The sequence below is a fragment of the Vreelandella songnenensis genome (assembly GCF_003002925.1).
GTDB classification, from domain to species: domain Bacteria; phylum Pseudomonadota; class Gammaproteobacteria; order Pseudomonadales; family Halomonadaceae; genus Vreelandella; species Vreelandella songnenensis.
In genome coordinates, this window is sequence record NZ_PVTK01000008.1 from 77885 (window position 1) to 103892 (window position 26008).

At 59.4% G+C, this 26008-nt stretch carries 30 protein-coding genes; 19 read left to right on the forward strand and 11 right to left on the reverse strand.

Translation table 11 applies throughout. The features are described 5' to 3' along the window. A complete protein-coding gene (locus tag B0H98_RS13230) occupies positions 1-1050 on the reverse strand; it encodes a DinB/UmuC family translesion DNA polymerase (protein WP_244183153.1) in 1050 nt (349 codons plus the stop codon). 197 nt (positions 1051-1247) lie between these two features. On the opposite strand from B0H98_RS13230, the gene B0H98_RS13235 reads away from it, so the two are divergent. After that, positions 1248-1571, forward strand: a complete 324-nt coding sequence (locus B0H98_RS13235) for a hypothetical protein (RefSeq protein ID WP_146130256.1) — start codon at positions 1248-1250, stop codon at positions 1569-1571. Between the two features lie 268 nt (positions 1572-1839). Here B0H98_RS13235 and B0H98_RS13240 read toward each other — a convergent pair whose 3' ends face one another. Then, entirely contained in the window at positions 1840-2052 is a 213-nt protein-coding gene (locus B0H98_RS13240) for a type II toxin-antitoxin system HicB family antitoxin (protein WP_340162384.1), read from the reverse strand. A 309-nt stretch (positions 2053-2361) separates the two neighbouring features. Continuing rightward, positions 2362-2676: a hypothetical protein gene (locus tag B0H98_RS13245; protein ID WP_106375542.1), complete on the reverse strand. Its 315-nt coding sequence runs from the start codon at positions 2674-2676 to the stop codon at positions 2362-2364. A 334-nt stretch (positions 2677-3010) separates the two neighbouring features. Between B0H98_RS13245 and B0H98_RS13250 the strand changes: the two genes are divergently transcribed. The 3 genes from B0H98_RS13250 to B0H98_RS13260 all read left to right on the forward strand — a co-directional run bounded on the left by B0H98_RS13250 (position 3011) and on the right by B0H98_RS13260 (position 5712). After that, positions 3011-3280, forward strand: a complete 270-nt coding sequence (locus B0H98_RS13250; RefSeq protein ID WP_106375543.1) for a hypothetical protein — start codon at positions 3011-3013, stop codon at positions 3278-3280. A 414-nt stretch (positions 3281-3694) separates the two neighbouring features. After that, positions 3695-4579 carry an SDR family oxidoreductase gene (locus B0H98_RS13255; protein ID WP_146130257.1) on the forward strand — a complete coding sequence of 295 codons (885 nt, stop codon included), beginning with the start codon at positions 3695-3697 and terminating at the stop codon, positions 4577-4579. A 245-nt stretch (positions 4580-4824) separates the two neighbouring features. Beyond that, positions 4825-5712 carry a dihydrodipicolinate synthase family protein gene (locus B0H98_RS13260; protein ID WP_106375545.1) on the forward strand — a complete coding sequence of 296 codons (888 nt, stop codon included), beginning with the start codon at positions 4825-4827 and terminating at the stop codon, positions 5710-5712. Positions 5713-5769: 57 nt separating this feature from the next. On the opposite strand, the gene B0H98_RS13265 is transcribed toward B0H98_RS13260, so the two are convergent. Next, positions 5770-6705 carry a glycerophosphodiester phosphodiesterase gene (locus tag B0H98_RS13265; RefSeq protein ID WP_106375546.1) on the reverse strand — a complete coding sequence of 312 codons (936 nt, stop codon included), beginning with the start codon at positions 6703-6705 and terminating at the stop codon, positions 5770-5772. Positions 6706-6800: 95 nt separating this feature from the next. After that, positions 6801-7244 carry a redox-sensitive transcriptional activator SoxR gene (soxR, locus tag B0H98_RS13270; RefSeq protein WP_244183157.1) on the reverse strand — a complete coding sequence of 148 codons (444 nt, stop codon included), beginning with the start codon at positions 7242-7244 and terminating at the stop codon, positions 6801-6803. A gap of 176 nt (positions 7245-7420) precedes the next feature. Here soxR and B0H98_RS13275 point away from each other — a divergent pair, with 176 nt between their 5' ends. Both B0H98_RS13275 and B0H98_RS13280 read left to right on the forward strand, forming a co-directional pair. Next, the gene (locus tag B0H98_RS13275; RefSeq protein ID WP_106375548.1) at positions 7421-7735 is read left to right on the forward strand and encodes an alcohol dehydrogenase catalytic domain-containing protein; all 315 of its coding nucleotides are present in this window, start codon (positions 7421-7423) and stop codon (positions 7733-7735) included. 84 nt (positions 7736-7819) lie between these two features. Continuing rightward, positions 7820-8494, forward strand: a complete 675-nt coding sequence (locus tag B0H98_RS13280) for a zinc-binding dehydrogenase (RefSeq protein ID WP_167392682.1) — start codon at positions 7820-7822, stop codon at positions 8492-8494. Between the two features lie 106 nt (positions 8495-8600). Here B0H98_RS13280 and B0H98_RS13285 read toward each other — a convergent pair whose 3' ends face one another. Continuing rightward, positions 8601-8903, reverse strand: coding sequence for a hypothetical protein (locus B0H98_RS13285; RefSeq protein WP_106375550.1), 303 nt, complete (start codon positions 8901-8903; stop codon positions 8601-8603). Between the two features lie 126 nt (positions 8904-9029). Between B0H98_RS13285 and B0H98_RS13290 the strand changes: the two genes are divergently transcribed. From B0H98_RS13290 to mmuM, 3 genes are all read left to right on the forward strand, one after another. Beyond that, positions 9030-10643 (forward strand): methyl-accepting chemotaxis protein, encoded by a 1614-nt coding sequence (locus tag B0H98_RS13290; protein WP_244183176.1) that lies wholly within the window; start codon positions 9030-9032, stop codon positions 10641-10643. A gap of 215 nt (positions 10644-10858) precedes the next feature. Beyond that, complete coding sequence (locus B0H98_RS13295) at positions 10859-12325, forward strand: amino acid permease (protein ID WP_106375552.1); 1467 nt, start codon at positions 10859-10861, stop codon at positions 12323-12325. Then, positions 12322-13275: a homocysteine S-methyltransferase gene (mmuM, locus tag B0H98_RS13300; protein WP_106375553.1), complete on the forward strand. Its 954-nt coding sequence runs from the start codon at positions 12322-12324 to the stop codon at positions 13273-13275. The genes B0H98_RS13295 and mmuM overlap by 4 nt, the downstream gene beginning before the upstream one ends. Positions 13276-13293: 18 nt before the next feature. Here mmuM and B0H98_RS13305 read toward each other — a convergent pair whose 3' ends face one another. Next, positions 13294-14196, reverse strand: coding sequence for a LysR family transcriptional regulator (locus tag B0H98_RS13305; RefSeq protein WP_106375554.1), 903 nt, complete (start codon positions 14194-14196; stop codon positions 13294-13296). Positions 14197-14317: 121 nt separating this feature from the next. Between B0H98_RS13305 and trpB the strand changes: the two genes are divergently transcribed. Then, positions 14318-15535: a tryptophan synthase subunit beta gene (trpB, locus tag B0H98_RS13310; RefSeq protein WP_106375652.1), complete on the forward strand. Its 1218-nt coding sequence runs from the start codon at positions 14318-14320 to the stop codon at positions 15533-15535. After that, positions 15532-16383: a tryptophan synthase subunit alpha gene (gene trpA / locus B0H98_RS13315; RefSeq protein WP_106375555.1), complete on the forward strand. Its 852-nt coding sequence runs from the start codon at positions 15532-15534 to the stop codon at positions 16381-16383. The genes trpB and trpA overlap by 4 nt, the downstream gene beginning before the upstream one ends. 88 nt (positions 16384-16471) lie before the next feature. Here trpA and B0H98_RS13320 read toward each other — a convergent pair whose 3' ends face one another. Genes B0H98_RS13320 through B0H98_RS13330 form a run of 3 tightly spaced genes read right to left on the reverse strand, consistent with a single transcriptional unit; the run spans position 16472 to position 19399 of the window. Beyond that, positions 16472-17944 carry a sodium:solute symporter family protein gene (locus tag B0H98_RS13320; RefSeq protein ID WP_244183159.1) on the reverse strand — a complete coding sequence of 491 codons (1473 nt, stop codon included), beginning with the start codon at positions 17942-17944 and terminating at the stop codon, positions 16472-16474. Continuing rightward, complete coding sequence (locus tag B0H98_RS13325) at positions 17937-18161, reverse strand: DUF3311 domain-containing protein (RefSeq protein ID WP_106375557.1); 225 nt, start codon at positions 18159-18161, stop codon at positions 17937-17939. The genes B0H98_RS13320 and B0H98_RS13325 overlap by 8 nt, the downstream gene beginning before the upstream one ends. A gap of 41 nt (positions 18162-18202) precedes the next feature. Continuing rightward, entirely contained in the window at positions 18203-19399 is a 1197-nt protein-coding gene (locus B0H98_RS13330; RefSeq protein WP_106375558.1) for a M20 aminoacylase family protein, read from the reverse strand. 136 nt (positions 19400-19535) lie between these two features. Here B0H98_RS13330 and B0H98_RS13335 point away from each other — a divergent pair, with 136 nt between their 5' ends. The 6 genes from B0H98_RS13335 to B0H98_RS13360 all read left to right on the forward strand — a co-directional run bounded on the left by B0H98_RS13335 (position 19536) and on the right by B0H98_RS13360 (position 22774). After that, positions 19536-20429, forward strand: a complete 894-nt coding sequence (locus tag B0H98_RS13335; RefSeq protein WP_106375559.1) for a LysR family transcriptional regulator — start codon at positions 19536-19538, stop codon at positions 20427-20429. A gap of 68 nt (positions 20430-20497) precedes the next feature. Then, the gene (locus B0H98_RS17135; protein WP_208623618.1) at positions 20498-20689 is read left to right on the forward strand and encodes a hypothetical protein; all 192 of its coding nucleotides are present in this window, start codon (positions 20498-20500) and stop codon (positions 20687-20689) included. A 4-nt stretch (positions 20690-20693) separates the two neighbouring features. After that, on the forward strand, positions 20694-20849 hold the full coding sequence (locus tag B0H98_RS13340; RefSeq protein ID WP_244183177.1) for a 2TM domain-containing protein: 156 nt from the start codon (positions 20694-20696) through the stop codon (positions 20847-20849). Between the two features lie 78 nt (positions 20850-20927). Continuing rightward, entirely contained in the window at positions 20928-21821 is an 894-nt protein-coding gene (locus tag B0H98_RS13345; RefSeq protein ID WP_244183161.1) for a carbon-nitrogen hydrolase family protein, read from the forward strand. Between the two features lie 167 nt (positions 21822-21988). Then, complete coding sequence (locus B0H98_RS13355; RefSeq protein WP_106375560.1) at positions 21989-22303, forward strand: hypothetical protein; 315 nt, start codon at positions 21989-21991, stop codon at positions 22301-22303. 39 nt (positions 22304-22342) lie between these two features. Further along, the gene (locus tag B0H98_RS13360) at positions 22343-22774 is read left to right on the forward strand and encodes a GNAT family N-acetyltransferase (protein WP_106375561.1); all 432 of its coding nucleotides are present in this window, start codon (positions 22343-22345) and stop codon (positions 22772-22774) included. Positions 22775-22801: 27 nt separating this feature from the next. Here the strand turns inward: B0H98_RS13360 and B0H98_RS13365 are convergent, their stop codons facing one another. Then, positions 22802-23770 carry a zinc-binding metallopeptidase family protein gene (locus B0H98_RS13365; RefSeq protein WP_106375562.1) on the reverse strand — a complete coding sequence of 323 codons (969 nt, stop codon included), beginning with the start codon at positions 23768-23770 and terminating at the stop codon, positions 22802-22804. Between the two features lie 205 nt (positions 23771-23975). Between B0H98_RS13365 and B0H98_RS13370 the strand changes: the two genes are divergently transcribed. Next, the gene (locus B0H98_RS13370) at positions 23976-24545 is read left to right on the forward strand and encodes a pyridoxamine 5'-phosphate oxidase family protein (RefSeq protein ID WP_106375563.1); all 570 of its coding nucleotides are present in this window, start codon (positions 23976-23978) and stop codon (positions 24543-24545) included. 112 nt (positions 24546-24657) lie between these two features. Continuing rightward, complete coding sequence (locus B0H98_RS13375; RefSeq protein WP_106375564.1) at positions 24658-26007, forward strand: carboxylesterase family protein; 1350 nt, start codon at positions 24658-24660, stop codon at positions 26005-26007. Position 26008: the final 1 nt, after the last annotated feature.

Consider the following 26008-nt stretch of genomic DNA (forward strand, 5'->3'; position numbering starts at 1 on the left):
CTAAAGGCCTATTGAAATGCGTTTGGCTGTTCCTTCATCCGTGTAAGCCTTCATCAGCTCATCCCAACTCGTCGTATAGCGTGGGCTCCGGCTCGCGCAGCGTAGGTGCCAGGGGGCGTTCTTTTCTGGTAGCCCCAGGCGCACCGTGCCTTTCCCCATCTTCTCGTTCAGCGCGTCCATGGTGGCCATGAGCTGCTGGCTGCGCTGGCGTTCTTCTTCCGTTTGCGGGGTGTCCATTAAGCTGAGCTGTTGGCGGTGCTGATCGGTAAGGTCCAGCAACATGACGCCAGCTTTGGTGTAGGCGTACTTGGGCCGGTAGATCTTCGCCAGGGCTTCGTTGGCGGCGTGGAGGATGTCGCGGGTGTCCTGGGTGGGGCGTTCCAGTTCCACCACCTTATTGGGGGCGTATTGGGGCAGGTCGGGCCGAAAGCGGTTGGTTCTGAGGAACACCAGCACGGCGCGAGCTAGGCTCTTTTGCCCACGCAGCTTTTCCGCGCCGCGCTGGGCGTGCTGGCGAACGGCGCCTTGCAGGTCGTAAAGCTGGCCGGTCGGGCGGCCGAAGGGGCGGCTGGTCATGATGCGCTTACGCGGTTCGTTGAAGTCGTTCATTTCCAGGCAGCTGATGCCGCGCAGTTCCAGTACCGTGCGCTCCATGTTGACCGAAAACTTCCACCGTAGGCGCTTGGCGTCCGCTTCGCGCAGATCCCAGACGGTTTTGATGCCCAGCACCTGCAAACGCTCGTTCAGCCGGCGGCCCACGCCCCACACGTCACCCACGTCGATCTGCTGCAGCAGGTGCCGGGCCTCGTCGCTTTCCGGGTGCATGATGCACACGCCTGGGTAGCCGGAGTGCTTCTTGGCGATGCGGTTGGCCAGCTTGGCCAGGGTGTGGGTGGGGGCCACGCCCACGCATACGGGTATGCCGGTATAGCGGCGAATCATCCAGTGCAGCCGCTTGGCGTGCTGGTGGTGGATGAGGCGCGCTCGTTTGGGCACGCCGATCTGGTGGTTGCGAAAGTGGGCGGCGAGTACCGGCTGTTCAAGACCCACCGCGTGGGCCAGCGCTGCCGCCTGCTACCCGCCACCGGGGGCGAGGGGGCTTCATCAAGGCGGAGCAGTTCAAGGGGTAGTGGTCAGGCAGGCGCGGTGCTGGGCGGTGTAGGTGATCATCGAAATGCCGGAGCGTTAATTGATAAAGCCGGGAAAGGTGCTGAAAATAAGTGGGTAAACCGATACAGGGGGAGCGAATGATCATAAAAACCGTACTCGCGTTATCTACGCTAGCGCTATCAAGCTTGGCAATGGCTGCCGATATACCGCGCTTTGAAGTTGAGGCCATTTGCAAAGAAATCACTGGCGGTAGCCGCGATATGTTCAATTTTTGCATTGAGCAGGAGCAAAAATCCTACAATCAGCTGCGCGATAAAGCCGAATCGATTGATCCGCGAACGGTGAGCTATTGCACCGAGGGAGTGGGCGATAGCTATGAGGTGCTGCTGTTTTGTATAGAGGATGAATCTGATGATGAAAACGAGCCCGCCAATTCCCTGAAATCTTTCAGCTTTGACTAGCTATCGATTGGCTAGTGGTAAACGGCGACGGAGGATTCATCAATACCGAGCAGTTTATGGGGAGTAGGTAGACGTGGTGCTGGGCGGTGTAAGCGATCTCTTGCATGACGCGGGCGTGATTACTCACAGCGAATATTCAGAAGCCTTGCCACGCTGAAAGAGTCGCCAAGAAGCTCGCGGTTTACCGCCGGAAGATTGCGACGGATAAGCACCTGTCATGGAGGGCGGGCTTCATGAGAAAGCCCCCGCTCAAGGCCGGGGCTTTTTATTAGGCCGATGTCAGTTGATGCGCCTCGGCTTTCTGTTTTCTGGCCAGCTCGGCCATGGCGACGCGGGAGAGAAAGCCCGAGCGGGTTTTATCGCCGGGATGGCGGGCCACGAAGTCGTCGATCTGCTTGAGCAGCAAGTCCGGCATGGTGACGTTGATCTTGTGGCTTTTGCCCAGGTACGGGATCACGTCAATGCCGACGATGGCCCAGATCCCTCAAGTTCCAGGGTAGGGGTGTAACTGGCATCGGTGAGGCGGTGGGTGACCTGGAATGATCCACGGCGCGTTGGAGGCGCTGCCACTCGGCTTGCGTAGCTGGTGGGCATTTTGTGGCTTGCCGCCGGTGAACGCTGCGCGCTCGGCTATCAAGTAGCGGTGCTGGTCACGCTTTCCCCAACAATGGATTGTGTTGTTATCTCGATAAATCAGCACTCTATAAAATCATAAAAGGCCGCCGATAAGGGCGGCCTTGAGATCGAACTTATGCCTATCATGGAAGGGGGTAGGGTCTGCGAAAGCAGACTATTCGCTTCCCTGCGGATCCGCCTCATCCGTCTTCTCGTCAATATTATCTTTATGTGCGCGTTTTTCCTTGACCACCTGAGCGCCGGAGAAGGGCGCAGTCTTGCCCGAGGTATTATGGTGGGGCGTCGAGCTCGGCTTTTCGTCTTTCTGATTGTCTACGTTTTCATCGGGTCGAAAAGGGCGGGGCTCTTCGCCATATGAGGCTTTTTGAGTCGCGGGGTCGTCGGCATTGGGCGTGTCTTTATCCACTACCTGCTTGGCTTTCTGAGCTTCTTCGCTCTCATTGCGCTTTCCATCCGGTCCATGGCTCATGTCGTCACTCCTATGCTTTCCTGATAGTTGTTTCCATTTCCAACCAAGCCACATTGGCGCTTTTTACTGCTCATAGGCTAGAACAGCCCTTTCATATCTGCAGGCATAGAAGCCTGGTTAAGCAGTTAATTTAATTTGTATTTTTAACTTTTATAAAAATATAGGCGAAATAGGCGCTTAGTCCGTTAACGGTTGCTTAAAACTTGCAATCTGTGTGTGTTTGCTATGGTTAAAGAGATGGTTGGCGTTGAGCGCAAGATGCTCGAGCCAAGCATCGGAGTACCGCTAGCGCATGGAGTCGTTAGGGTTATTACTGAATGGATGGAGAGTTTAAATGGCGAATTTTACGCGCACCAACCTGAGCCTGGATCACTACACGTGGGATGGCGATTCAAACAGCAACGCCGATTTGACCGGTGCGCCGGACAGCTCCACGTTCAACCCTCAGCAGGGCGATGAAGTGCTGTACATACTCAACTCGGCACTTTCCGCCTCGGCGCCGATTACCGCGCTACATAAAGGTGAAGCGCTGATTCGTGACGAGTTGCCGGACGACAAGCGCGCACAGCTGGATGTCAAAAAGTGGTTGGATGAAAAAATCTAACCGGCATCAATTTCAATGATTGATGTGTTCTCTAACCCCTGGCCCATGCGGCCGGGGGTTATTGCGTCTGGATATATAAAAAGCTGAACCCGGCGTTATGTAACCGATTAACCGCCTGTCGTCTTGAGGTGGTTTGTAATCGTGGCGATTACGACTAAAGTCAATAGAGTCTTGGTTTCGGCCTGCGTCCTCAGCATCCGCCGGGACGGCTAGTGCCAGTGCAAACACTGTTTAAACAGGGAGGTTTACGTGAAACCCATCAATACGTTTGATCCTACACGCCGTCGCGTTGTCGGTGGTTTGGCGACCGGTATGGCCGCAGCGATGGCAGCACCTGCTTTTGCCCAGTCATCTTCATCTCAGGCAACAGGCAGTGCAGGTAATTCGGGCAACGCCAGCGCAGCAGGAGGCTCCATGGCACAGAAACAGGACCCTACCACTCAGTATCCGTCACCTTCGTTCCCCGAGCAGCCCCAGGAGTGGCCGGGCCTTGCCAGCGAAATGGACCCACGTCCGGATCACGGTGAGGAAAGCTACCGCGGGAGCGGGCGGCTGGAAGGCCGCAAGGCCCTGATTACCGGCGGTGATTCCGGCATTGGCCGCGCCGCTGCCATCGCCTACGCCCGTGAAGGCGCGGATGTCGCGATCAACTACCTGCCGGAAGAAGAGTCCGACGCTCGAGAAGTGATTGAGCTCATCGAAGCCGAAGGGCGCACCGCCGTGGCGATCCCTGGTGATATTCGCGACGAAGCATTCTGCAGCGAGCTGGTCGAAATCGCCGTGGAACAGCTCGGCGGGCTGGATATTCTGGTCAACAACGCCGCCCGCCAGCAGTGGAAGCCATCGATTACCGACCTGAGCCACGATGACTTCGACGCCACCATGAAAACCAATCTGTACGCCATGTACTGGATTACCCAGGCGGCCATGCCGCACCTGGAAGCCGGCGCGTCGATCATCAACACGTCCTCGGTGGTGGCCTACGACCCGCCCAAGATCCTGCTCGACTACTCCATGACCAAGGCAGCGATCATCGCGTTTACCAAGGCGCTGGCCAAGCAGCTGGGCGAGAAGGGCATTCGCGTCAATGCCGTCGCCCCTGGCCCGTTCTGGACTCCGCTTCAGCCCAGCGGCGGCCAGCCGCAGGAAGCCGTACAGAGCTTCGGTGAAGACACGCCTCTTGGCCGCCCCGGTCAGCCGGTAGAGCTTTCCGGCGTTTATGTACTGCTTGCCTCGCAGGAATCGAGCTTTACCACGGGTAATGTATACGGCGCGGCCGGCGGTAGCGGTCATCCATAAACACGATCAGCAGTGATCGGCTCGGGGTTGATTACCCGCCCTGAGCCACCCGCCTTGCGTCCTTCTTCTACCGCCGTTTCTTTATGTCCAATCAAGCGGTTGCTCTTCGTATTGTCCTTCTCTTCGCTATTTCGCCTTTCCATTATATTTTGACTATCAGTTGATCATCAGAAGATCATGTCTGTTTTAAGTCACATGCTCTTGATCAGTAGCATCGATGCTTACCTGCTCAGAAGGATATGCCCATGTTTACCGGCCTGAGTGCCTTTCCGTTGACCCCCATGAACGAACAGGGCATCCGTGAAGACGAGTTTGCCTGCCTGGTGGCGCGCCTGGCGGCGGCGCGGGTGGATTCCATTGGCGTGCTGGGCTCCACGGGAAGCTACATGTACCTTTCGCGCGAGGAGCGCGCTCGGGTTCTTCGGCTGGCGATGGAAAACGCTGGCGATGTGCCGGTCATTGCCGGTATCGGCGCGCTGAGTACCCGCGAAGTGCTGGCATTGGCCGAAGATGCCCAGAAGGCCGGGGTGGCCGGTGTGCTGCTGGCGCCGGTGTCGTACCAGAAGCTTACCGATGATGAAGTGTTCGGCCACTTCAAGACAGTGTGTGAATCGCTACAAGTGCCGCTGTGCGTCTACGATAACCCAGGCACTACCCACTTCGCGTTCAGTGACGAGCTGCATGGCCGTATCGCTCAACTGCCTTCAGTCAAGTCGATCAAGATACCCCCGGTATCGCTCGAACCCGGTGCAGCCGAGGCGCGTATTCAGCGGCTGCGCGAATTGATCCCGGCGGATGTAACGCTGGGTATCAGCGGCGACCCGGCCGCGGCGGTTGGGTTAAACGTTGGGTGCCAGGCGTGGTATTCGGTGCTGGGCGGGCTGTTTCCGGAACGGGCGCTGGCAATTACCCGCGCCGCCCAGGGTGGCGATACGCAAACGGCGTTGAGGCTTTCAAGCCAGCTCGAGCCGCTGTGGGCGCTTTATCGGGAGTATGGCGGAAGTCTGCGGGTCATCGCGACCGTGGCCGAAGTGCTGGGTGATGTCAGCCGCCCCAGCCTGCCGCAGCCACTGACAACCTTGCAGGGTGACGCGCGCAAAAAGGTAGAGCAGGTAGTTGAACAGCTCAAATGACGCTGGATGCTTCAAAAAATGCCCGGTGCGAGACCGGGCAATGAGTTACAAGATCCGTTATTCGACCAGCTCGATCAACCGGTCCGGGTAGTCGGTGAACAGGCCGTTCACGCCCCAATCGATCAGTTTCTGCATCTCGTCACGCTCGTTGACCGTGTAGACATGCACCGCCAGGTCGTTGTCCTGAGCGCTGGCAACGAAAGATGCGTCGATCACCTCTTCACCGTCATAGCGATAGTTCGTGCCCAAACCTACGGCATACTCGGCGACCGCCTGGAAGTCTTCGTCGCTGATCTCGCCAGGCGCAGGCGTCACGCCGGTCCACTCGGTCAGGCGTTCGTCGTCGGCTTCATCCGGGGAGTACCACACCAGCTGAATCAGCGGAATATCCGCATTGAGATCGTGAATCTTCAGAAGACTTTCCTGATCGAAGGACTGGATCAGCACCCGCCCGGTTTCGATCATGTTGTAGGCTTCCAGGCGGCGAACCAGGCCTTCTTCCACGCCAGGGTTGAGCTCGGGTGATTTGGTTTCCAGGTAGTAGCGCGCATCGTCGCCAAAGCGGTTGAACACCTCTTCCAGCGTCAGAATCTGCGTGCCTTCGAAAGCACTATCGGCAAGGTCGGGGTGTGCTTCGTTGAACCACGAACCCGTGTCCAGCTCTTTCAGCTCGGCCAGGGTATGGTCGTTGATGGAACCTTCGCCATTGCTGGTGCGCTCGAGGGTGTCATCGTGAAAAGCCACCAGCTCGCCGTCGGCGGTGATCTGAATATCCAGCTCCAGGTAGTCCGCGCCCCATTCATGGGCCAGTTCGAGTGCGGCCATGCTGCTTTCCGGCGCGTGGCCGCTGGCGCCACGGTGGGCGATGACCTGAAACGACTGCAGATCCTTTAGCTGTTGCTCCAGCGGAGATGCTTCTGCAAACACAGTCGAGGTGGTAACACCAGCGAAAAGACCTAATGACACGGCAGTAAATAACGAAGAATGATGCATAGATGTTCCTTTTATTGAATAGGCGATCAATAACCCTACCCCTTTTTCCGCACCATTCCAAACCGTGGGGCTGACGCTAAACGTGAGTATCGCGTCTAGACGCGCGACGAGACTAACAAGCGCGCACCGGGGCCTTCCTCGGCCAAGTGGTCATCCGGGTTGCGCAGTGGGCAGTCGGCCAGGGAAAGGCAGCCGCAGCCAATGCATCGGTCCATCTGGTTACGCAGCTGCATCAGGCTTTCCACACGGCGATCAATCTCCTCGCGCCAGGCGGCCGTGATCGCCTGCCAGTCCGCGGCGCTCAGCGGACGATCAGTCGGGATCGAGTCCAGGTGCTCCTTGGTCAACGCCAGCGGAATACCGGCGCGCTGGGCGATGCGAATCACCGCGACCCGGCGCAGTACGCTACGCGGGTAGCGGCGCTGATTGCCGCTGGTTCGCCAGGACGCTATCAGCCCCTTGGACTCGTAGAAGTGAAGCGTCGATACCCGCACGCCGCTGCGCCTGGCGACATCGCCAACGGATAGGTCGGTAGCCATCAGATGTTCAAACCTCGAGTTTACTGAATGCATTTAGATTGCTGTCTCTTTAATACAGTAGCTTGAGTTAAAAATAAATCTGTTGACCTCGACTATAGTTGAGGTCTTAGCCTTGTGCCGTGGCTGCCGTCGCCACATCCAATCTGTATGTCTTTCACCCTAAGGAGTGACTGTTGATGAAAGCCTGGTACAAGGAAACCCTTCAAACCCCGCTGCGCTGCGTCGAGCGTCCGGACCCTGCATGCCTGCCAGGGGCGGTCGTTGTGGATGTGCGGGCGGTTCACGTGCCCGCCTACCTGATGGCGATGGTCGACAGCACCGATATTCCGCTGCCCGTGCCGCTCGTGCTGGGCGCCGGTGGTGTCGGCGTGGTGCGCGAAAAGGCCGATGACGTGTTCAACGTGGAGGTCGGGGATGTCGTTGCGCTCGACTCTCTGGTGGAGTCCGGGGATATCGACTACCCCGAAGACGTGCTCATGGGCTTGGGCTAGATAGGCGGGCGCGGCGAGGAGACCGAGGTGGTGGACGCCATGCGCACGCAGTGGCGACACGGCACCATGGCGCAGAAGGCGCTGTTGCCGAAGGAAGCTGTCACCCGGCTGCCCGGGGCGGAGCATTTTGATGATCCTGGCCGGCTGGCGTTTCTTACCTGGTTAGGGATCGCCGGGGAGGGTGTCGAGCAGTCCGGCCAAAAACCGGGCGATGTCGTGGCAATTCTGGGCGCCACCGGGCAGATGGGCGGGGCGGCAGTGTTGGTCGCCCTGGCGAAAGGCGCTTCACGGGTAATCGCGCTGGGCCGCAATGAAGCCGCACTGCAGAAGTTGGCCGCGCTGGATAAGCGTGTTGTGCCTGTTCGACTGATCGGCAAGATCGATCAGGACGCCGCGGCAATCACGGCGGTGGCCGGCGCCCCGCATGTGGTGATCGACACCATGGGCGACGCCGATAGCGCCAATCCGCTGCTGGCCGGTTTTGCGGCGCTCCGAGATAGCGGCACCCTGGTGCTGATGGGCGGCGTGCGTCAGGACATTCCGATTCCCTACGGAGAGGTGCTGCGCCGCCGACTGACGATCCGCGGATCGCGCATGTACCGATCAAAAACGGTGCTGTCGATCTGGCGCCTGATCGAAGCCGGGCTGATCGATCTGTCTCAGGTGGGCATGGTGGAAGTCGGCATCGATGACCCCAAAGCCGCCATCGAAACCGCTACCAGGACGACCGGACTCAGCTTCGTATCACTGAGACCCTGACGCGTACAACGGCGCGGTTTGCCGCGCCGCTTTGTGGCAGTAGGGAGGGAGCTGAGAGGTGTGCTGCCCAATTTGCTGACGAATTATCTTTTTTTAAAAGCCATACCTAGCCTGTCCTGTGTCTGAATAAGAGAAGTGCTTGATATAAATAATCCTTACCCGCCCAGGCTTCAAAGCAGCCCCCGAGCCTATCAAATTTTAAATGAAGAACAGCGTTTAGACAGCGAAGGCGTTGCATTGCCGCGATACCGGCCTTTCCCTTCAATATCAGGCTATCTGTCGAACGTGCAATGTGTTCACTATTTTTTAAAATCCACTCAACTCCTGTGAATTTCGGTCGATAGATCATCACGGCAGCCATCCCAACGACGGATCGCCGTTCAGGTCGCCCCTGCGTGAAGATAGCCATCCAATACCTCCCCCTTCCTACCCAATGCCTTGCGCGGCGGGCTCTTGTGAGATGTCTACTCCTATGTTGTTCATGAATAAAAGCGTCAAACAGCGGCTGATACTGAGCTTGGGGACGTGTGTGTTGATGTTGATTTGTGTGGGCGCGTTAGGCCTTTATAGTCTCAAGAAGACTGACGATGCCATGACCGAAATTTATGAAAGTAACGTGCTGACGTTGATCGCGCTCAACCAAGTCGGCGAGGGTTTGCTTAGCAACCGGGTCATCATAACGGCGGAACAGCGCGATCAAAATCCTGCTTCTGCCGTGGCCGCCCAGCAGCGAATCGTCGAGAACGATGCCATTATTGATGCCGCCTGGGCGGGCTACTTCCCGGAGCGGGTATCCACGGAAGACGAACGCGTCATCGCGAACGCGTTTATCACGTCGTTGGCCGAGCTGCGTACCGGCGTCAAAGATGTCAACGCCGCGATGATCGGCGGAGATTTTGACAACGCGCGCACTATTGCGACTACGCGGCTGAGTACGGCATATGCAGGAGTGCTGGGCGCCATTACAGAGCTTACTGAGCGTAACAACGTTCAGGCGGCTGCTGCCAACCAGCAATCGACGGATAACTATCTTTGGACGCGCAACGTGATCCTGATCGTCATGGCGATTGCCGTCATTTCCAGCACTCTGCTTGCGATATGGCTGGTTCGCGGCATCATGACGCCGCTCGGCAAGGCGCAGAAGCTCGCCAATGAAATGGCAGAAGGCCGGCTTGATAACGTTATCGACGTTACCTGCCAGGATGAGTTCGGTGACATGCTCCAAGCCCTGAAAACCATGGAAGCCAAGTTTTCAGGCGTAGTAATGTCCGTGCGCAGCAATGCAGAAGCCGTCAACGGCGCCGCCGACGACATCGCCCAGGGAACCGAAGACTTGAGCAGCCGCACTCAGCAGCAGGCGGCGAGTATCGAAGAGACAGCGGCATCGATGGATGAAATTACTTCCACCGTGCGCCAGAACGCAGAGAACGCGGTCGAAGCCGACAAGCTGGTAAGTAACGTCAGCCAGCAGGCCAACGAAGGGGGAGAAATCGCCGGGCAGGCCGTGGAAGCGATGGAGCGTATCAATAGCTCAAGCCGCAAGATTGCCGGTATCGTCGGGTTAATTGATGAAATTGCCTTCCAGACCAACTTGCTGGCGCTGAATGCCTCGGTCGAAGCTGCCCGCGCCGGTGAGCAGGGCCGCGGATTTGCGGTAGTGGCCAACGAAGTGCGTAACCTGGCCGGGCGCAGCGCCGATGCTGCCAAGGACATAAAGAAACTTGTCGAAGACAGTATCGTTCAGGTGGATACCGGCTCGGAGCTGGTCAACCGGGCGGGCAAGGCGCTCGAGGATATCGTTGGCGGTGTGCAGCGCGTCTCGACCCTGGTAGGCGAGATCGCTACGGCAAGCCGAGAGCAGTCGCAGGGTATCGAACAGGTCAATACGGCCATATCGCAGATGGACAGCGTCACCCAGGAAAATGCCAGTTTGGTGGAGGAGTCCAGCGCGGCAGGGCGTTCACTGCAGCTTCAGGCTGCGGCGTTGCTCAAGGAAGTATCCTTTTTCAAAGGAGCGGCGACCGGCCAGCATGCGGCCGCATTGCCTACGCCGCCGCGCCGTCCCCAAAGTGCCCCACGTGCCGCCAGGCCCGAGAAAACTCACGTGCTGGGCAGCCCGCAGGACACGGAGCAGTGGACCTCCTTTTAAACGCGATGAGCGCCCCACCGGGGCGCTTTTTTTGGCAATCCTGCTGTCTAGGCACGCTTCTTCCGGCATCCGCCTGATGCCTCATCAATATCATATTCAAAATTAAGCTATAAAATCGTTTTTTTATGCCTTTTGAATACATTAAGATAACGCCCTTTTTCAGGTCAGGCTCACGGGCCGGCATAGACGCGTCAAGTCAATAGAAGGTTGTCACCATGAGTGATCGGGCAAGTAATTCATCTGAGCGGCAAGATAGCCGACAAGAGGGTGCGCACTTCAAGCGCAGCATGCAGACGCGGCATCTGGTGATGCTTTCGCTTGGGGGCGTGATCGGTACCGGGCTGTTCTTGAGCTCTGGCTATACCGTACAGCAGGCCGGGCCTGTCGGGGCAGTGCTGGCGTATCTGGTGGGCGGCATTGTCGCCTGGCTTGTGATGATGTGCTTGGGTGAGCTTGCCGTGCACATGCCGGACTCCGGCGCGTTCAGCGCCCACGCCAGCCGCTATATTGGCCCCGGCACCGGCTACATGGTGGCCTGGATGTACTGGCTGACCTGGACGGTCGCGCTGGGGTCGGAGTTTACCGCCGCTGCGGTGTTCATGGGGCGCTGGTTTCCCGATATTCCCGGCTGGTACTGGAGCGGGCTGTTCGCGGCGGTCGTGTTCGGGGTGAATGCGTTTACCTCGCGCTTCTTTGCCGAATCCGAGTTCTGGCTTTCGTTGATCAAGGTGATCGCGGTCGTCGTGTTCGTGGTGGTGGGGGCGGGCGCGATCATCGGCTGGGTGCCGCTGCAGGATGCGTCCGGTGCAAGCGTTGCATCCCCCGGGCTTTCGGCGTTCTGGGGCGAAGGCGCCATGTCGCCCAGCCTCTTGGCCATCGGCACCACCTTGCTGGCCGTAATGTTCGCGTTTTCCGGCACCGAGCTGATCGGTATCGCCGCCGGGGAAACCGTGGACCCGGCGCGCAACGTGCCCAAGGCGATCCGTGCCACGCTCTGGCGGCTGATCCTGTTTTTCGTCGGTACCATCATCGTGATTGCCGCACTGCTGCCCCAGAGCCAGGCTGGGCTCAGCCAGAGCCCGTTCGTCGCGGTATTTCAGCGCCTGGGCGTGCCGGGCGCTGCCGACATCATGAACTTCGTGATCATCACCGCGCTGCTCTCGGCGGCCAACTCCGGGCTTTACGCCTCGTCGCGCATGCTCTGGACGCTGTCGGATCAGGGCACCTTGCCCAAGTCGCTGGGCCGGCTCAACAAGCGCGGCATCCCGATGAATGCGCTGCTGCTCAGCATGATTGGCGGCTTCGGCGCGCTGTTCTCGAGCATCTACGCGCCGGAAACCGTTTACCTGGTGCTGGTGTCGATTTCCGGCCTGGCGGTTGTCGTGGTGTGGATGGCGATTGCGCTCAGCCAGCTTAACTTTCGCCGCCAGTATCTGCGCGAAGGCGGGCGGCTCGAGGACCTGGTCTATCGCACGCCGTTCTACCCCTGGGTGCCGCTGATCGCCTTCGCGGCTTGCCTTGCGGCGTGCATCGGCATCGCGTTTGATCCGCAGCAGCGCGTGGCGCTATATTTTGGTGTGCCTTTCATTGGCCTGTGCTACCTGATGTATTTCCTACACCAGCGCAAGGCCGCCCAACCCCCTGCGTACCCGAACACCGCCGCTGAGGAGAAGCGAGCATGAGTCAATCAAATCCGATCAAGGCCCTGCTGGCGGATGCGCCCTTCATGGTGATCGATGGCGCCTTGGCCACCGAGCTTGAAGCGCTTGGCTGCGATCTCAACGATAGCCTGTGGTCGGCACGCCTGCTGGCCCAGGCACCGGAGAAGATTCGCCAGGTGCATCAAGCGTATTTCGAAGCCGGTGCCGACTGCGCGATTACCGCAAGCTACCAGGCAACAATCCCCGGTTTCATGCAGGCGGGGATGACGGTAGAGCAGGCCCGCGAGCTGATCAAGCGCTCGGTCACCCTGGCGATGGAGGCCCGCGATGCGGTGTGGCAGCCGGGGCAGGCGGATCGGCCAAGGCCCTTGGTGGCCGCATCGGTTGGCCCATATGGCGCTTATCTGGCGGACGGCAGCGAGTACCGCGGCGGCTATGATCTGGATCGTGCCGGTCTGGTCGAGTTTCACCGCGAACGCTTGGAGCTGTTGCTGGCATCCGGGGCTGACCTGCTGGCCGTGGAAACCTTGCCCTCGCTGGAGGAAGCCTTGGCCATTACCGATCTACTGGCGGAGCACCCCGGTGCTCAGGCCTGGATCACGTTCTCGGCAAAGGACGGTGAACACATCAGCGACGGCACGCCGATCGAGGCGTGCGCGGCGGCGCTGGCGGGCTGCCCGGGGGTGGCGGCCATCGGCGTGAACTGCACGGCACTCAAGCATATCGAGTCGCTGATTGCGTCGATCAAGCGGGCGTGCGACCTGCCGGTGCTGGTGTACCCCAACTCCGGCGAGCAGTACGACCCGGTGACCAAGACCTGGCACCCGGCGGCCTGCGAACACTCAGGGCCTTCCGGCCTGGTTCAAGGAGCCGAGCAGTGGCTGGCCGCCGGGGCATCCGGCATTGGCGGATGCTGCCGCACCACCCCAGAGGATATTCAAGCCCTGGCCCAGTGGCGGCGCTTACGCTAGAACACTGGAGCCAAAACGCTAACGCACTGGTTCATTCAGCGCCTGCTTGAGCCACTCGGCCAGGCGCTGCCCAACGTGGGGGCTGGTCTGGCCGGGTAGCCATAAACACAGCCGGGCAGGGGTTTCGATACTGCCCCAGGGCGCGACCAGCCGCCCGCTTTTCAGATCATCCTCTACCAGCAGCCTGGGCGCGATGGCCACGCCCAGGCCCGCCACCGCCGCTTCCATCAGGTAGTAAAGGTGATCAAACCCCTGGCCGTGCGTCAACGCCTCATCAAGCTGCGCATCTTCAAACCCCTGAGCGCGCGCCCACTCCGGCCACGCCTGGGGGCGTGAGGCGGTGTACAAAAGCTTTTGGCTGAAAAGCGTTGCCGGTTTGGCCGCCTCAAGATTGGCAGCAAGCTGGGGGCTTGCCACCGCGCAGATTTCTTCCGCCATCAGTTCGATGACCTCACCACCCTCGGGCCAGGGCGGCTCGATAAACGCAAGCGTGGCGCTGGAGCCTGCCTGCCTGCCGGGCTGTTCGGTTTCGCTGACCACCACCTGAACATTGAGCTCGGGCAGCGCCCGGTGCAGGTGGTCAAGCCTTGGAATCAGCCAGCGCGCCAGAAGGCTCCCCGGGCAGGCCAAGGTGAAGGGCGCGCCTTCCACTTCACGCTTGAGCTCAAAGCAACTATCACGCAGGCGTGCGAACGCCTCGCCCAGGCCGCGCTGCAGGGTTTCGCCATGGCGCGAAAGCACGATACCCCGGCCTGACTTTACGAACAGCGCCGTGCCGAAATACGCATCCAGGCTTTTCAAATGACGGCTGACCGCACCGTGGGTCACGCTCAGCTCATCGGCGGCGGCGGTGACACTGCCTAGCCTGGCGGTAGCCTCAAAGGCACGCAGGGCGCTTAACGGCGGCAAGCTGTGGTGCATAAGTGCCTCGAAGATAGTTGATTAAAACTCACGGATGCCTGACATCTTATCGATTTTTATCCCGGCCTGCCTGCGCTACTTTGAAGGCATTGAAATCGTACCCATTGCTTTCGAGGTCGTGATGAATAAACCCCTTAACCTGTCGACAAGCCTGCCCGATGGCAACGGCATGTTTGGTAGCTTCGGCGGCCGTTTTGTCGCGGAAACGCTGATGCCGCTGATCAATGAGCTGCGGGACGAGTACGCCGCGGCCAAGAATGACCCGGAATTTCAGCGTCAGCTGACCTACTTTCAGAACGACTACGTGGGGCGCCCCAGTCCGCTCTACTTCGCCGAGCGGCTGACCGAGCACTTCGGTGGCGCGAAGATCTATTTAAAGCGTGAAGAGCTCAATCACACCGGCGCGCACAAGATCAACAACTGCATCGGGCAGGTGCTGCTCGCCAGGCAGATGGGCAAGAAGCGCATCATTGCCGAAACCGGCGCGGGCATGCATGGCGTGGCTACGGCCACCGTGGCGGCGCGCTTTGGGTTGAAGTGTGTGATCTACATGGGCACCACCGACATCGAGCGCCAGCAGCCCAACGTGTTCCGCATGAAGCTGCTGGGCGCGGAAGTGGTTCCGGTCACCTCCGGCACCGGCACGCTGAAGGACGCCATGAACGAGGCGCTGCGCGACTGGGTCACCAATATCGATGACACCTTCTACATCATCGGCACCGTCGCAGGGCCACACCCGTACCCCGCCATGGTGCGCGACTTCCAGGCGGTGATCGGCCATGAAACCCGCCGCCAGATGCAAGAGAAAGAAGGGCGCCTGCCGGATTCGCTGGTGGCCTGCATCGGCGGCGGCTCCAACGCCATGGGACTTTTCCACCCGTTCCTTGCCGATGAAAGCGTGCAGATGATCGGCGTGGAAGCGGGCGGCAAGGGCGTGCAAAGTGGCCTGCACGCGGCCAGCTTGAACGGTGGCACGCCCGGCGTACTCCACGGTAACCGCACGTACCTGCTGCAAAACGAAGATGGCCAGATTGTTGACGCCCACTCGGTTTCTGCGGGGCTGGATTACCCCGGCATCGGGCCCGAGCACGCCTGGCTTCACGAGCAGGGCCGCGTCGAGTACGTCTCGGCCACTGACGATGAAGCGCTCGACGCCTTCCAGATCTGCTGCCAGCAGGAGGGCATCATTCCGGCGCTTGAAACCGCCCACGCCCTGGCCGAAGTGGCCAAGCGTGCGCCCAAACTCCCCCGCGAGCACCTGATGGTCGTCAACCTGAGCGGGCGCGGCGACAAGGACATGATGAGCGTTGCCCACTATCTAGGAGACAAGTTTCAATGAACCAAGCCAACTCGACTGTCGGCACCAAACGTCTCGAACGCTGCTTTACCGCGCTGCAGGCGCAGAATCGGCCGGCGCTGGTGAGTTACCTGACCGCCGGCGACCCGGACGCCGAAACCTCGCAACGCCTGCTCGACGGGCTGCCCGAAGCGGGCGTGGACATCATCGAGCTGGGCATGCCGTTCAGTGACCCCATGGCCGACGGACCCGCCATCCAGAAAGCCGCCCTGCGCGCGCTGGAAGGCGGCCAGACCCAGGCCAAGACGCTGGAAATGGTGCGCCGCTTTCGTGAAGAGAACGCCACCACCCCCATCGTGCTGATGGGCTACTACAACCCCATCTTCTGCTACGGCGTCGAACGCTTTCTGACCGACGCCGCTAAAGCCGGGGTTGATGGCCTGATCGTCGTCGATCTTCCCCCAGAGCACGACGATGAACTCTGCCAACCCGCCACCCGGCACGGCATCGATTTCATCCGCCTGGCCACGCCCACCACCGACGCCAAGCGCCTGCCCACGGTGCTGGCCAACGCCTCCGGGTTTATCTACTACGTCTCGGTGGCAGGAGTGACCGGCGCGGGTGCGGCCACGCCGGAAAGTATCGAGCGCGCGGTCGCCGACCTGAAACGCCATACTCAGCTTCCCATTGGCGTAGGGTTCGGTATTCGCACACCGCAACAGGCCGCGACTATCGGCCGCTTCAGCGACGCGGTGGTGGTCGGCTCGGCGCTGGTGGATTGCATCGAACAGGCCAGCACCGCCGATGAAGCCGTTGCCCGCGTGCACGGCCTGGTGCGCGAGCTTTCAGCAAGCGTGCGCAGTTGCCGGGAAGAAGAAGCAGTGAGTTAAGCGATGTGCCACGGGCCGCTAGTGATGTTCACTAGCGGCCCGTGGAGTATCGGAGACTCGACGATGCCCTCGAGTGAAGCAGAACGAGTTATCTTGTCTCGCTCAACGCTTGGGCAGGTGAGTGTTGTGAAGTACTGGCCGTGCTCATGCTGGCCGCGATGAACACAATGCTATTAACGAGCAGCCCGCAGAACCCGGCATGCCAGCCAAAGGGGGCATTTATGCCGAACTCAAGCAGCAGAGTGATGAAGGCTCCCACCGCCAAGCCTGCAAAGGCACCTGTCTTAGAGGCGCGTCGCCAGAAAAGCGCGCCCACCAGCATCGGTAGTAGCTGAACAACGATGCCGTATGCGCCCAGTAGTAGTGCTACCAATGAGGCCGGATTGGCCAATGCCAGCAGGTAAGCCAGAAAGGAAAGCAGCACGACGCCGTAACGGGTCAACTTGAGCGACTTCTGATCCGACATGCCACGCAGTGAAGGAAGATGCTGTCCTACATCGCGAACCAGAATGGTCGCCGAGGTATGCGCGAGATTGGCCGCCGTCGACATCGCCGCCGCCAGCGTACCGGAAAGGGCGAGCCCCACCAGCCAGGCCGGGAAATCCGCGATCTCGACCACGATGGTGAGCAGAACCCGGTCGGCGGAATCGAGCGGTGTGTCTATCAGCAATACCCCGGCGAAGCCGATGATCAGCAGGGGTACCAGCAGATAGCTATAAAGCGGATAGAGAACGAAGACACGCTTCAGCGTTCGCTCGCTCTTGGCGCTGTAGAACTTCATGAAGATGTGTGGCCACATCACACAGCCCAGCGCACTGACCAGAATAGCGGTAGAAAACGCCCCCCAGCCCATGCCGCTGGCGCCGGGCATCGTCAGGTATTCCGGGGCTTCACGCTGAAGCTCACGGAACATCTCACCGACCCCGCCAAAAAGCTGGTCGGCGGTGGCCAGCCCCAGAAACCAGGCTACGGCGACCATCATGATGCCCTGCAGAAGGTTGGTCCAGCCAATGCCTTGCAAGCCGCTAGCGTAGACGTATGCCGTGACTACGGCGCAGGCAAGAAGACTGCCCAGCCAGAAGGGAATGGTACCCGAAGTGGCCGCTTCGAACAGCAGGCCAGCCCCCGCGATCTGGATGGTCATGTAAGGGATGATCGCAAGTACGCTGATGATCCCAATGAAAAGTCCTAGAAAATTGTTACGGGTCGGATAGCAGGCCGACAGAAATTCTGCCTGAGTCAGATAGCCATGCAAGCGTCCAAGGCGTGATATGTAGGGGGCAATGAGCCACCAGACGACCACGGACAACGTCAGATAGGCAATGATGTATAACGCAGGAGCACCCCGGCTATAGGCCCATCCTGGGGCGCCCAGAAAGGCAAAAGCGGAAAAGACTTCTGCCCCCAGGATGAAAAAGAGAACCAGCAAACCCATGTGGCGGCCGCCAGCAACATAGCCCTCCAGTGACGAACTCTGGTTATGCCTTGCCCGAAGGCCGACGAGCAGAACGATAGCCAGATAGGCAATAGTGATAGAGGTGATGATTAGAGGCTCACTCATCATACGTCTCCTCTTTCTTCTCGCCCTGATAGGCAATCGCCAGCCCTACGAACAGCGCAAATACCCATGCCACGTACCAGAATACGAAAAATGGCAGCCCCAGCACGAAAGGCTCGATCCGATTGGCAACCAGTGCGCCTGGCCACACCATGGCCAAGGCACAGATTGAGAAATAGATCAGCATCCAGCGGGCAGGTAAGCGGGGGTGATAGTTCATGCGACATCCTCTTTTTTTAGCGTTGTAATCAAGAAAAGTGTTCAGGCGGGTGTTGATAGAGCGCTTAAACCAATGGTGACCAGTAACCGGCAGCCGGTGGGGATGATGGCGTCGTTGAAGTCATATCGTGCGTTGTGTAGCGGATAATCGTTGCCATCCTTTGAAGTGCCCAGAAAGAAATAAGCACCGGGGCACTTCTCCAACATGAAGGCAAAATCTTCTCCGCCCAGACTCGGGTCGGTGTCTCGGATAAGGGCGGATTCGCCCAGTGTATCGACAACGCACCGTTCAACATGCCGGGTTTCCTCGGCGGTATTGATGGTGGCCGGGAAAATGCGCTGGTAATTCAGCTCGATATCGCAGTTGTAGGTCGCGGCGGTGCCTTCACAAACCCGCTGCACCGAGCTTTCGAGCTGTCCACGTGTCGCGTCATCCAGGCTGCGCGCAGTACCGCTGATGCGTACCTCGTCAGGAATGATGGCGAAGCCGTCCAGATCGCCACCTTGCAGGCCACAAAGGCTCAACGCGGCGGGGGAAAGCGGGTTGATTTCCCGAGAGACAACCGAGTGCAGGCTCTGGATCAAGGATGCCGCCGTACGTACCGGATCAATCGATAAATGTGGGTTCACCCCCCCATGTCCGCCTTTGCCGCGCACGGTGATATCGAGGCGGTCGGTGGCGGCCATGATCGGCCCCGTGCGCACTGCTACCTGGCCGACCGGTAGCGTTGGCCAGTTGTGAAGCGCATAGATGGCCTGCATGGGAAAGCGCTCGAACAGGCCATCTTCGACCATCTCCCTACCACCCCCTAGGCCTTCCTCGGCAGGTTGAAAAACGAGATAAAGCGTGCCTGCGAAATCGCGATGCTCGGCCAGATAACGCGCCGCGCCCAGCAGCATGGTGGTGTGGCCGTCATGGCCGCACGCGTGCATGCGCCCCGATGATTCGGAAACGTAGTCGTGCTGGTTGAGCTCCTTGATGGGTAGTGCGTCCATGTCGGCGCGCAAACCGATGCGGTGGCCGTTGTCGGGCTGACTGCCCGTTACCGTTGCGACAATACCGGTCTTGCCGATGCCCGTTTCGAAGGGCAGACCCAGGCGCTCCAGCTCTTTTGCAATACGTCTGGCCGTTTCGTGCTCTTGAAAGCCAAGCTCTGGATGGCGGTGAAATTTCTGACGTAGGTGAGTCAGTTCAAGGTGATGCTTTTCGAAAAACGCAGGATCGATGAAATGTGTCATGGTGAATTCGCATTGTTGTGGATGACACCTTTATCTTGAAGTGCTAGCTAATATAGAGAAAATCGTTTTTTTAATGCTTTTGCATACTTTAATTAGATGTTTGATCGTCAATAAGTAGAATGCCAAAGAGGACGAGATGGACTTCAAGCGCTTGAACTATTTTCAGATAGTCGTCGAAGAGGGATCGATTACCGCTGCCGCCAAGCGTATTCCGTTGGCACAGCCTGCTCTGACACGCCAGCTTCAGTTGTTGGAAGAAGAAGTGGGTACAACGCTGTTGAACCGTTCGCGAACCGGCGTTCGCCTGACGATGGCTGGAAAGGCTTTCTATCGCGATACCCGAAAGCTGTTGAGTGAGTTCGAACAGGCCAAACGTAGCGCCCAGCGCATTTCGGAAGGGCAGCTGGGCCAGTTGCACTTAGGCGTTACCGTCATGCATCTCTGGGTACCGCAGATCACGGCGCTGTTGAACGCTTTCCGTGAGCGCTATCCCGAAGTGTCGCTGAAAGTCGATTCACTCTTGTCCGCGCCACAAGTGGAAGCAATACGCCGTGAAGAGCTGGACGCCGGCATTCTTTTCTTTCCTCCCGACGATGAGACGCTATGTAGCCACTGTCTCTACGAGGATCATCTGGTGCTCGTGACCAGCGCCACTTCTCGCTTGGCAAGGCATCCGCCCCAAAAGCTGAGCGATCTGAACAATGAAGAATTCATCTGGTTCGACCGTAGCGCAACGCCGACCTACCATGACAAGTTGATTCACGCCTTTCAGCGAGCCGATTTCACGCCGCATGTGGTTCAGGAGGGCACCGACAACGCCACCATGCTCTGCCTGGTCGCGGCCGGCATGGGCTGCACGATCTTGCCGGCCATGACCATGGCCGGTGCGCCCGAAGGGGTGGTTAGTCATCGTGTCAGCGATCTTGATCTTAAGTTACCATTGATGCTCGTCTGGCGTCGTGACTCGGGGCTGTCGGCGGTTCAGAAATTCATCGAGATCGCCGAAGGGCGCTCGCTGGGAATGAACTGAGGGCTCATAAATGCGTGAAAGCGGCGGTACGAAAGCCCTCGTGCTGTTCTGTATTTAACATGTTTCGGATGCCCGAAGTCGAGTTTGGGCGTTCTCAGGTTATTGAAAATAAAAAACTGTCAGGCCGCTGTCGTGTTGGTGACGTTGTTTGGGGCGCTATCGGCTTCGATGATGATTTCTGGAACAGCAGAAAGGATTCAACAATGATCGTTAGAAAATATTTCTTACGTGTTGGTTATCTCACTGCTGTTTGCCATTAACCTTGTGAGCGGAACTGGCTATATGTGGGCGTGGTGGCCCGCCATGGGGTGGGGGATAGGAATTATCAGCCACGGCCTGAGTGCCTTTGAAGTGCTGAACTTTTTTGGGCCGGAGTGGGAGAAAAAGCAGATCGAGAAGAGGCTGGGCAGAAAGCTGTAAGCTGCTTTTATCTGCCGCATCTCTTCTCGTTGCGAATGGGTACCGCTAGCTGGCCGTGGCGGTAAGTGGTACCCACACATGCTCAAAACCAATCGACAGCGCCACGGCCGCCAGCAATCCCGCCATCACACTGTTAAAGCCCTTCATGGTGCGCGGGTTCTGGAGGCGCTGGCCGACCAGACGTTAGATGACAGCGAGGGTGGAATGAACAGTAGCAGTATCACGATCGGCTTGGCGCAGCTCCCCGTGGTAAAAGGCGCCGTCAGCGAAAATCTGGCAGCCCACCTTGCCTATATAGAGCGTGCGGCCAAAAACGGCGCCGATGTGGTCGTCTTTCCCGAGCTTTCACTAACCGGCTACGAGCTTGCGCTACTGGAAGAGCTTGCGATGTCCAGGGCGTCAGACGTATTCAACACACTTTCTGGCGCTGCCGCCCAGCACAACATCGTGGTGATTGCTGGCTGCCCGTTGGGCAACGAAGGTAACAAACCGCGCATCGGTGCCGTTATCTGCTTCCCCAGTGGCGAGCGCGAGTTTTACGCCAAGCAGTACCTGCACGAAGGCGAGGACGTCTACTGCTCGCCGGGTACTCAGCACTATCTATTTACCGTCAACGATACGCGCATCGCGCTGGCGGTTTGTGCCGATTTCGCCAACCCTGCCCATATCAAGGCCGCGGCCGCTCAGCAGGCAGAGGTGTATATCGCCAGTGCTCTGATATCCGAAGCGGGTTATGAAGCGGATGCCGAGCTGCTGGCCGCTATGGCAAAACATCATCAAATGCCGGTGCTGCTTTCCAATCATCTATCCATCACCGGCGGCTGGCAAACCTGTGGTAACAGTGGTGGCTGGAATGCCGAAGGCGAACTGACCGTGGCGGCAAATGGAACTGAGCCGGGCTTGGTGCAGTGCCATATCCACCAGGGACAACTGACTGACGGGAAGGTAAACCATGTTTCCAGTCTCCATTAAAGGCGTGCTGCTGTTGCCTTCAAGCGAAGTAGTGCTGGCGCTCAATGATCGAAACAGGCGAAGACCCCCGCCGAGTGACCGGCCACGGGTTCTGCTTGTGCACTGGATTCGCCATTGGCATTATCACGCCTAGCCGTTGGATGAACGGCGATAATGTGAGGATGTTCATGGGTAAGCTATTGTCATTGGTCGTGGTGCTGGCGCTGGGCTATGCGGGTATCTATGTTTACTACGGCCACGCCGTAGAGCAGAAAGTGCAGCAGGAACTCGATAGCCGCGGCCTTTCTTCGGTGAAGGTAGACAGTGTCGAATACGGGCTGTGGGCACCGGTGAGTACTTCGACCGAGGTGACGATCAACGTGACCTACCGTGGCTCGCAGGCCGCGCTGAACTTGGGTATCGAAGGGCATCCGGTCTTTTCTGATAACGTCAGCGTGAGACTTGATGGCCTTCAAGCGCTGCGGCTGGGTATCAGCTTTTAAGCACGCAGGTATGTAACCAGCCACGAACGAGATTCCGCCATGCACTACCGCCCCATGACGATTGAAGATTATGACGCCGCCGTAGCGCTATGGCTGAGCACGGAAGGCGTGCGCCTACGCGATGCGGACTCCTGCGAAGGTATCGATAAATACCTGAAGCGAAACCCCGGCTTGAGCTTCGTGGCAGAGCAACAGGGCAAAGTGGTGGGCACCATCATGGCGGGGCATGACGGCCATCGCGGTTTTGTGCAGCATCTGGCGGTCGCGGCGGCGTGCCGTAAACAGGGCATTGGCTCTGAGCTGGTCAGCCGCTGCATGAACGCGCTGAAAGAAGAGGGCATTCAAAAATCGCACCTGATGCTGCTGGTGGATAATGAGGTCGGCAAGCGCTTCTGGAAGCGCCTGGGCTGGGAATTTCGCACCGATATCGAGCTTCACTCGTTTATCTTGAGCGGCGGCCCCAGCGCCTAGGAACCCGCCAGGCCTGAGATATAGTACTTAAAGCCCCAGCGCCCCCCGGCGCAGCCAGCCATGCACAAAAACCAGCTTTTGCAGCGTCGCTTCCGTCAGCACAAACGGGTACACATCCGAAAGCCCCATGGAGCGGTTGACGTTGTTAACCCCGGCTACCACCGCCGTGGCAATATGGATCAAACGCTCGGCATCCGGCTCGGCGTAGGCGTCCCATTTGTGATCGCGCGGAAGCTCTGGCAAATCCATGCCTGAGGCCACAAAACTGTCGGTGATGTCGGTCAAGTGCAGCAGATGCGAAACGGTTTCCGCCCAGTCTTCATGCGGATGGGCCGAGGCGTAGGTCGAGACATAGTGTGCGCGCCAGTCCTCTGGCGGGCCTTCATGGTAGTGATGCTTAAGCGCCTCGGTGTAGTCGGCACGCTCATCGTCAAACGCCTCGCGAAAGGCATCGAGAAAATCTTCCCGCAGGCTTAGCCGCCACCACAGCATATGGGCGATTTCATGGCGCATATGGCCAATCATGGTGCGATAGGGCTCTTCCAGCGCTTCGCGGCGGGTGGTGCTCAGCACCGGGTCGGCTTCCGCCACGCTGATAGTAACCACGCCGCCCACATGGCCCATGGGCACCGGCGTGGCGCCTTCGGCCAGCATATGAAAGGTGGGCGGCGCGCCTGGGTCTTCCGGCCGGAACCAGTGCCAGCGGCCCAGGTTATCGATCACCCAGCGCTTGGCGGCTTCGGTCAGTGCCCAGTTGGGAATGGCGTCGGGAATCTCGGGGTCCGGCGCCAGGGCGGTCATCGCACAGGCGCGGCAGAACTCGCCCGCTTTGGGCGCAATCCAGTTACAGCCGATCACCTCGCGGTTGGCGCAGAAGGGCGGCATGGGAATGAACGCCCGCGCCTGCGGGTCGTAAGCCACCGGCACGCCATCGGCGGTCACCAGGTTATCGAACCACAACGAGCCGGCACCGACCGGGTTGGAAAAAACGCGCATGGGCCGGGTACTCTTTGGAAGGAGTTTTGAGTCTAGGCAGTGATGTGCCGCCACGTCCACTCACTTCTGCCTGGGCATCTAGGCCCTGTGCTTGCCGTCTGAATACACCGTAGGAGCCGGCTTCAGCCCGCAACGATTCCAGCACATGCTATAAATACCCCCACGCGAGTGAGAAGCCCGCCTAATTTTTCTACAAAGGTACCCCATGTCGAGAAGCGAACACCCTTGGGCAGAAGCGCTGCCGCTGCTCTACAACCACCTTTGGGCGTGCCTGACCCAAGGCGTCAACGACCGTCACGGCCCGGCCCGCCACCCTACCTTGGCCACCGTCAGCGAAAAAGGCGAACCTCAGGCTCGCACCATCGTGCTGCGCGAAGCCGACCCGCACGCCGCCACGCTTGCCACCTACACGGATATCCACTCCGACAAGATCGCCGCCCTGCGCGCCAATCCCGTGGCAGGCCTGCACATATGGGACGCCAAGCAAAAGCTGCAAGTACGCATCGAGGCCAACGTCACCCTCTTGAGCGGTGATGAGGTGAGCGCGCGCTGGCAGCGAATACCCGAACACGCCCGCACCGCTTACAGCAGCGGCCCCGCCCCGGGCGAGCCAATTGCGGATTCACTGGCCTACACCAAGACCCCGGCCCAACGCGCCTTCGCAGTACTGTGGCTGGAGGTTCAAACGATAGAAGCGCTGCACCTGGGCCAGCAGCACCGCCGCGCGGTGTTCAAGCGAGCGGATGGCTGGGCCGGACAGTGGCTGGTGCCTTGATGGGCGTGCTGGCTAACGTAAATGGCTGCCACACGTTTTTGTAGGAGCCGGCTTTAGCCCGCGACGGTATAGGCTATCCAGTAGCGATAATTTTCAAACCTCAAGGACCCCCATGCCCCACGCAGAGCCTACCGAGCAGGATGCTCCACGCTTCACTACCCCCGCCGGTGAAATCATCGGCTGGCGGGATCGCGGCGTGATTCGCGCCACGGGTATCCGCTACGCCCGCGCCAAGCGCTTTTGCGCTCCAGAAGATGAGCCGCCCGCCACTGTGCCCATTCACGCCACCGAATGGTCGCCAGCCTTGCCACAGAACACCATTCCCGAGCTGGATGCGGCCTTGGGCGTTACCCCTAAGGAAGCGGCCTACTGCGAAGGTGAACTGCATCTCTCGGTTACCGTTCCGGATAGCCCCGCCACAAAGCCACGCCCGGTAATGGTGTGGATTCACGGCGGCTCCTACGTGTTTGGCGCGGCGGATCTTGCGGTGTTCGACGTGCGCCCGCTGGCACTTGAGCAAGACGTGATCGTGGTGGCCGTGAGCTACCGGCTCGGCCTGTTGGGATTTCTCGGCGGCTACGCCAACCGCCCCGCCAACCTGGGCCTGCTCGACATGGTTTCGGCGCTGCGCTGGGTCAACACCAACATCGCCGCCATGGGCGGCGACCCGGCCAACGTCACCCTGTTTGGGCACTCCGCCGGGGGCGATGCGGTGGCCCACCTGATGATTGCCGAAGGCACGCAAGGGCTATTTCGGCGGGCCATCATTCAGAGCGCCCCGTTAGGCATCAGCCGCAGGCGAGCAAAGATGAACGCCAAGATGGGCCAAAAGGCCGCCGCGCTGAAAGATGATGCGCCTCTGAGTCAGGTGTTGCGCACGCAGGTAAAGGTAGAGAAAGCCGCCCAAGGCTTCGGGCTGAGATCGACCATGCCGTTCGGCATTCAGTACGGCCATTACCCACTGCCCGCTGAGCACGACGTAGACGCTGCCTGGCGCCATGTGGCGACGAATTTTGACGTCTTCATTGGCACCACCGCCGAAGAAACCGCGCTGTTTCTAGTGATGTCGCCCAACCTGATGCGTCTTCGCCAACTGCCACTGGTTGGAGAGCCTGCGTGCCGGGCGATGGTAGCCGCCACTACGCGAAGGGTATATCAGCGCGATGCGCTTCGGTTTGCCCGCCGCCATGCACGCGCAGGCGGCAACGCCTACGTTTACCGGTTGCACTGGGGCAAGGGGCGCTACCCGTTTGGCGCCGCCCACACGATTGATCTGCCGCTGCTGTTGGGCGAACCCGAAAGCTGGCAGTATGCCGACCTGATAAAGCACGTGGACGAAACCACCCTGCTTGAGCACGGCCAGCGCCTGCGTGGGCTATGGACGGAGTTTGCGCGAAGTGGGCAACTGCCGGCCTCGGGGCAGGTTGAGCCGCAGATATTGCAATGGTGGAAAGCAGACTAAC

Coding starts and splice junctions, on each gene's coding strand:
- B0H98_RS13235 (WP_146130256.1), top strand. CDS start 1,248: ATGATCATAAAAACCGTACTCGCGTTATCTACGCTAGCGCTATCAAGC.
- B0H98_RS13245 (WP_106375542.1), bottom strand. CDS start 2,676: ATGAGCCATGGACCGGATGGAAAGCGCAATGAGAGCGAAGAAGCTCAG.
- B0H98_RS13250 (WP_106375543.1), top strand. CDS start 3,011: ATGGCGAATTTTACGCGCACCAACCTGAGCCTGGATCACTACACGTGG.
- B0H98_RS13255 (WP_146130257.1), top strand. CDS start 3,695: ATGGCACAGAAACAGGACCCTACCACTCAGTATCCGTCACCTTCGTTC.
- B0H98_RS13260 (WP_106375545.1), top strand. CDS start 4,825: ATGTTTACCGGCCTGAGTGCCTTTCCGTTGACCCCCATGAACGAACAG.
- B0H98_RS13265 (WP_106375546.1), bottom strand. CDS start 6,705: ATGCATCATTCTTCGTTATTTACTGCCGTGTCATTAGGTCTTTTCGCT.
- soxR (WP_244183157.1), bottom strand. CDS start 7,244: ATGGCTACCGACCTATCCGTTGGCGATGTCGCCAGGCGCAGCGGCGTG.
- B0H98_RS13275 (WP_106375548.1), top strand. CDS start 7,421: ATGAAAGCCTGGTACAAGGAAACCCTTCAAACCCCGCTGCGCTGCGTC.
- B0H98_RS13285 (WP_106375550.1), bottom strand. CDS start 8,903: ATGGCTATCTTCACGCAGGGGCGACCTGAACGGCGATCCGTCGTTGGG.
- B0H98_RS13290 (WP_244183176.1), top strand. CDS start 9,030: ATGTTGATTTGTGTGGGCGCGTTAGGCCTTTATAGTCTCAAGAAGACT.
- B0H98_RS13295 (WP_106375552.1), top strand. CDS start 10,859: ATGAGTGATCGGGCAAGTAATTCATCTGAGCGGCAAGATAGCCGACAA.
- mmuM (WP_106375553.1), top strand. CDS start 12,322: ATGAGTCAATCAAATCCGATCAAGGCCCTGCTGGCGGATGCGCCCTTC.
- B0H98_RS13305 (WP_106375554.1), bottom strand. CDS start 14,196: ATGCACCACAGCTTGCCGCCGTTAAGCGCCCTGCGTGCCTTTGAGGCT.
- trpB (WP_106375652.1), top strand. CDS start 14,318: ATGAATAAACCCCTTAACCTGTCGACAAGCCTGCCCGATGGCAACGGC.
- trpA (WP_106375555.1), top strand. CDS start 15,532: ATGAACCAAGCCAACTCGACTGTCGGCACCAAACGTCTCGAACGCTGC.
- B0H98_RS13320 (WP_244183159.1), bottom strand. CDS start 17,944: ATGAGTGAGCCTCTAATCATCACCTCTATCACTATTGCCTATCTGGCT.
- B0H98_RS13325 (WP_106375557.1), bottom strand. CDS start 18,161: ATGAACTATCACCCCCGCTTACCTGCCCGCTGGATGCTGATCTATTTC.
- B0H98_RS13330 (WP_106375558.1), bottom strand. CDS start 19,399: ATGACACATTTCATCGATCCTGCGTTTTTCGAAAAGCATCACCTTGAA.
- B0H98_RS13335 (WP_106375559.1), top strand. CDS start 19,536: ATGGACTTCAAGCGCTTGAACTATTTTCAGATAGTCGTCGAAGAGGGA.
- B0H98_RS17135 (WP_208623618.1), top strand. CDS start 20,498: ATGCCCGAAGTCGAGTTTGGGCGTTCTCAGGTTATTGAAAATAAAAAA.
- B0H98_RS13345 (WP_244183161.1), top strand. CDS start 20,928: ATGCTCAAAACCAATCGACAGCGCCACGGCCGCCAGCAATCCCGCCAT.
- B0H98_RS13355 (WP_106375560.1), top strand. CDS start 21,989: ATGGGTAAGCTATTGTCATTGGTCGTGGTGCTGGCGCTGGGCTATGCG.
- B0H98_RS13360 (WP_106375561.1), top strand. CDS start 22,343: ATGCACTACCGCCCCATGACGATTGAAGATTATGACGCCGCCGTAGCG.
- B0H98_RS13365 (WP_106375562.1), bottom strand. CDS start 23,770: ATGCGCGTTTTTTCCAACCCGGTCGGTGCCGGCTCGTTGTGGTTCGAT.
- B0H98_RS13370 (WP_106375563.1), top strand. CDS start 23,976: ATGTCGAGAAGCGAACACCCTTGGGCAGAAGCGCTGCCGCTGCTCTAC.
- B0H98_RS13375 (WP_106375564.1), top strand. CDS start 24,658: ATGCCCCACGCAGAGCCTACCGAGCAGGATGCTCCACGCTTCACTACC.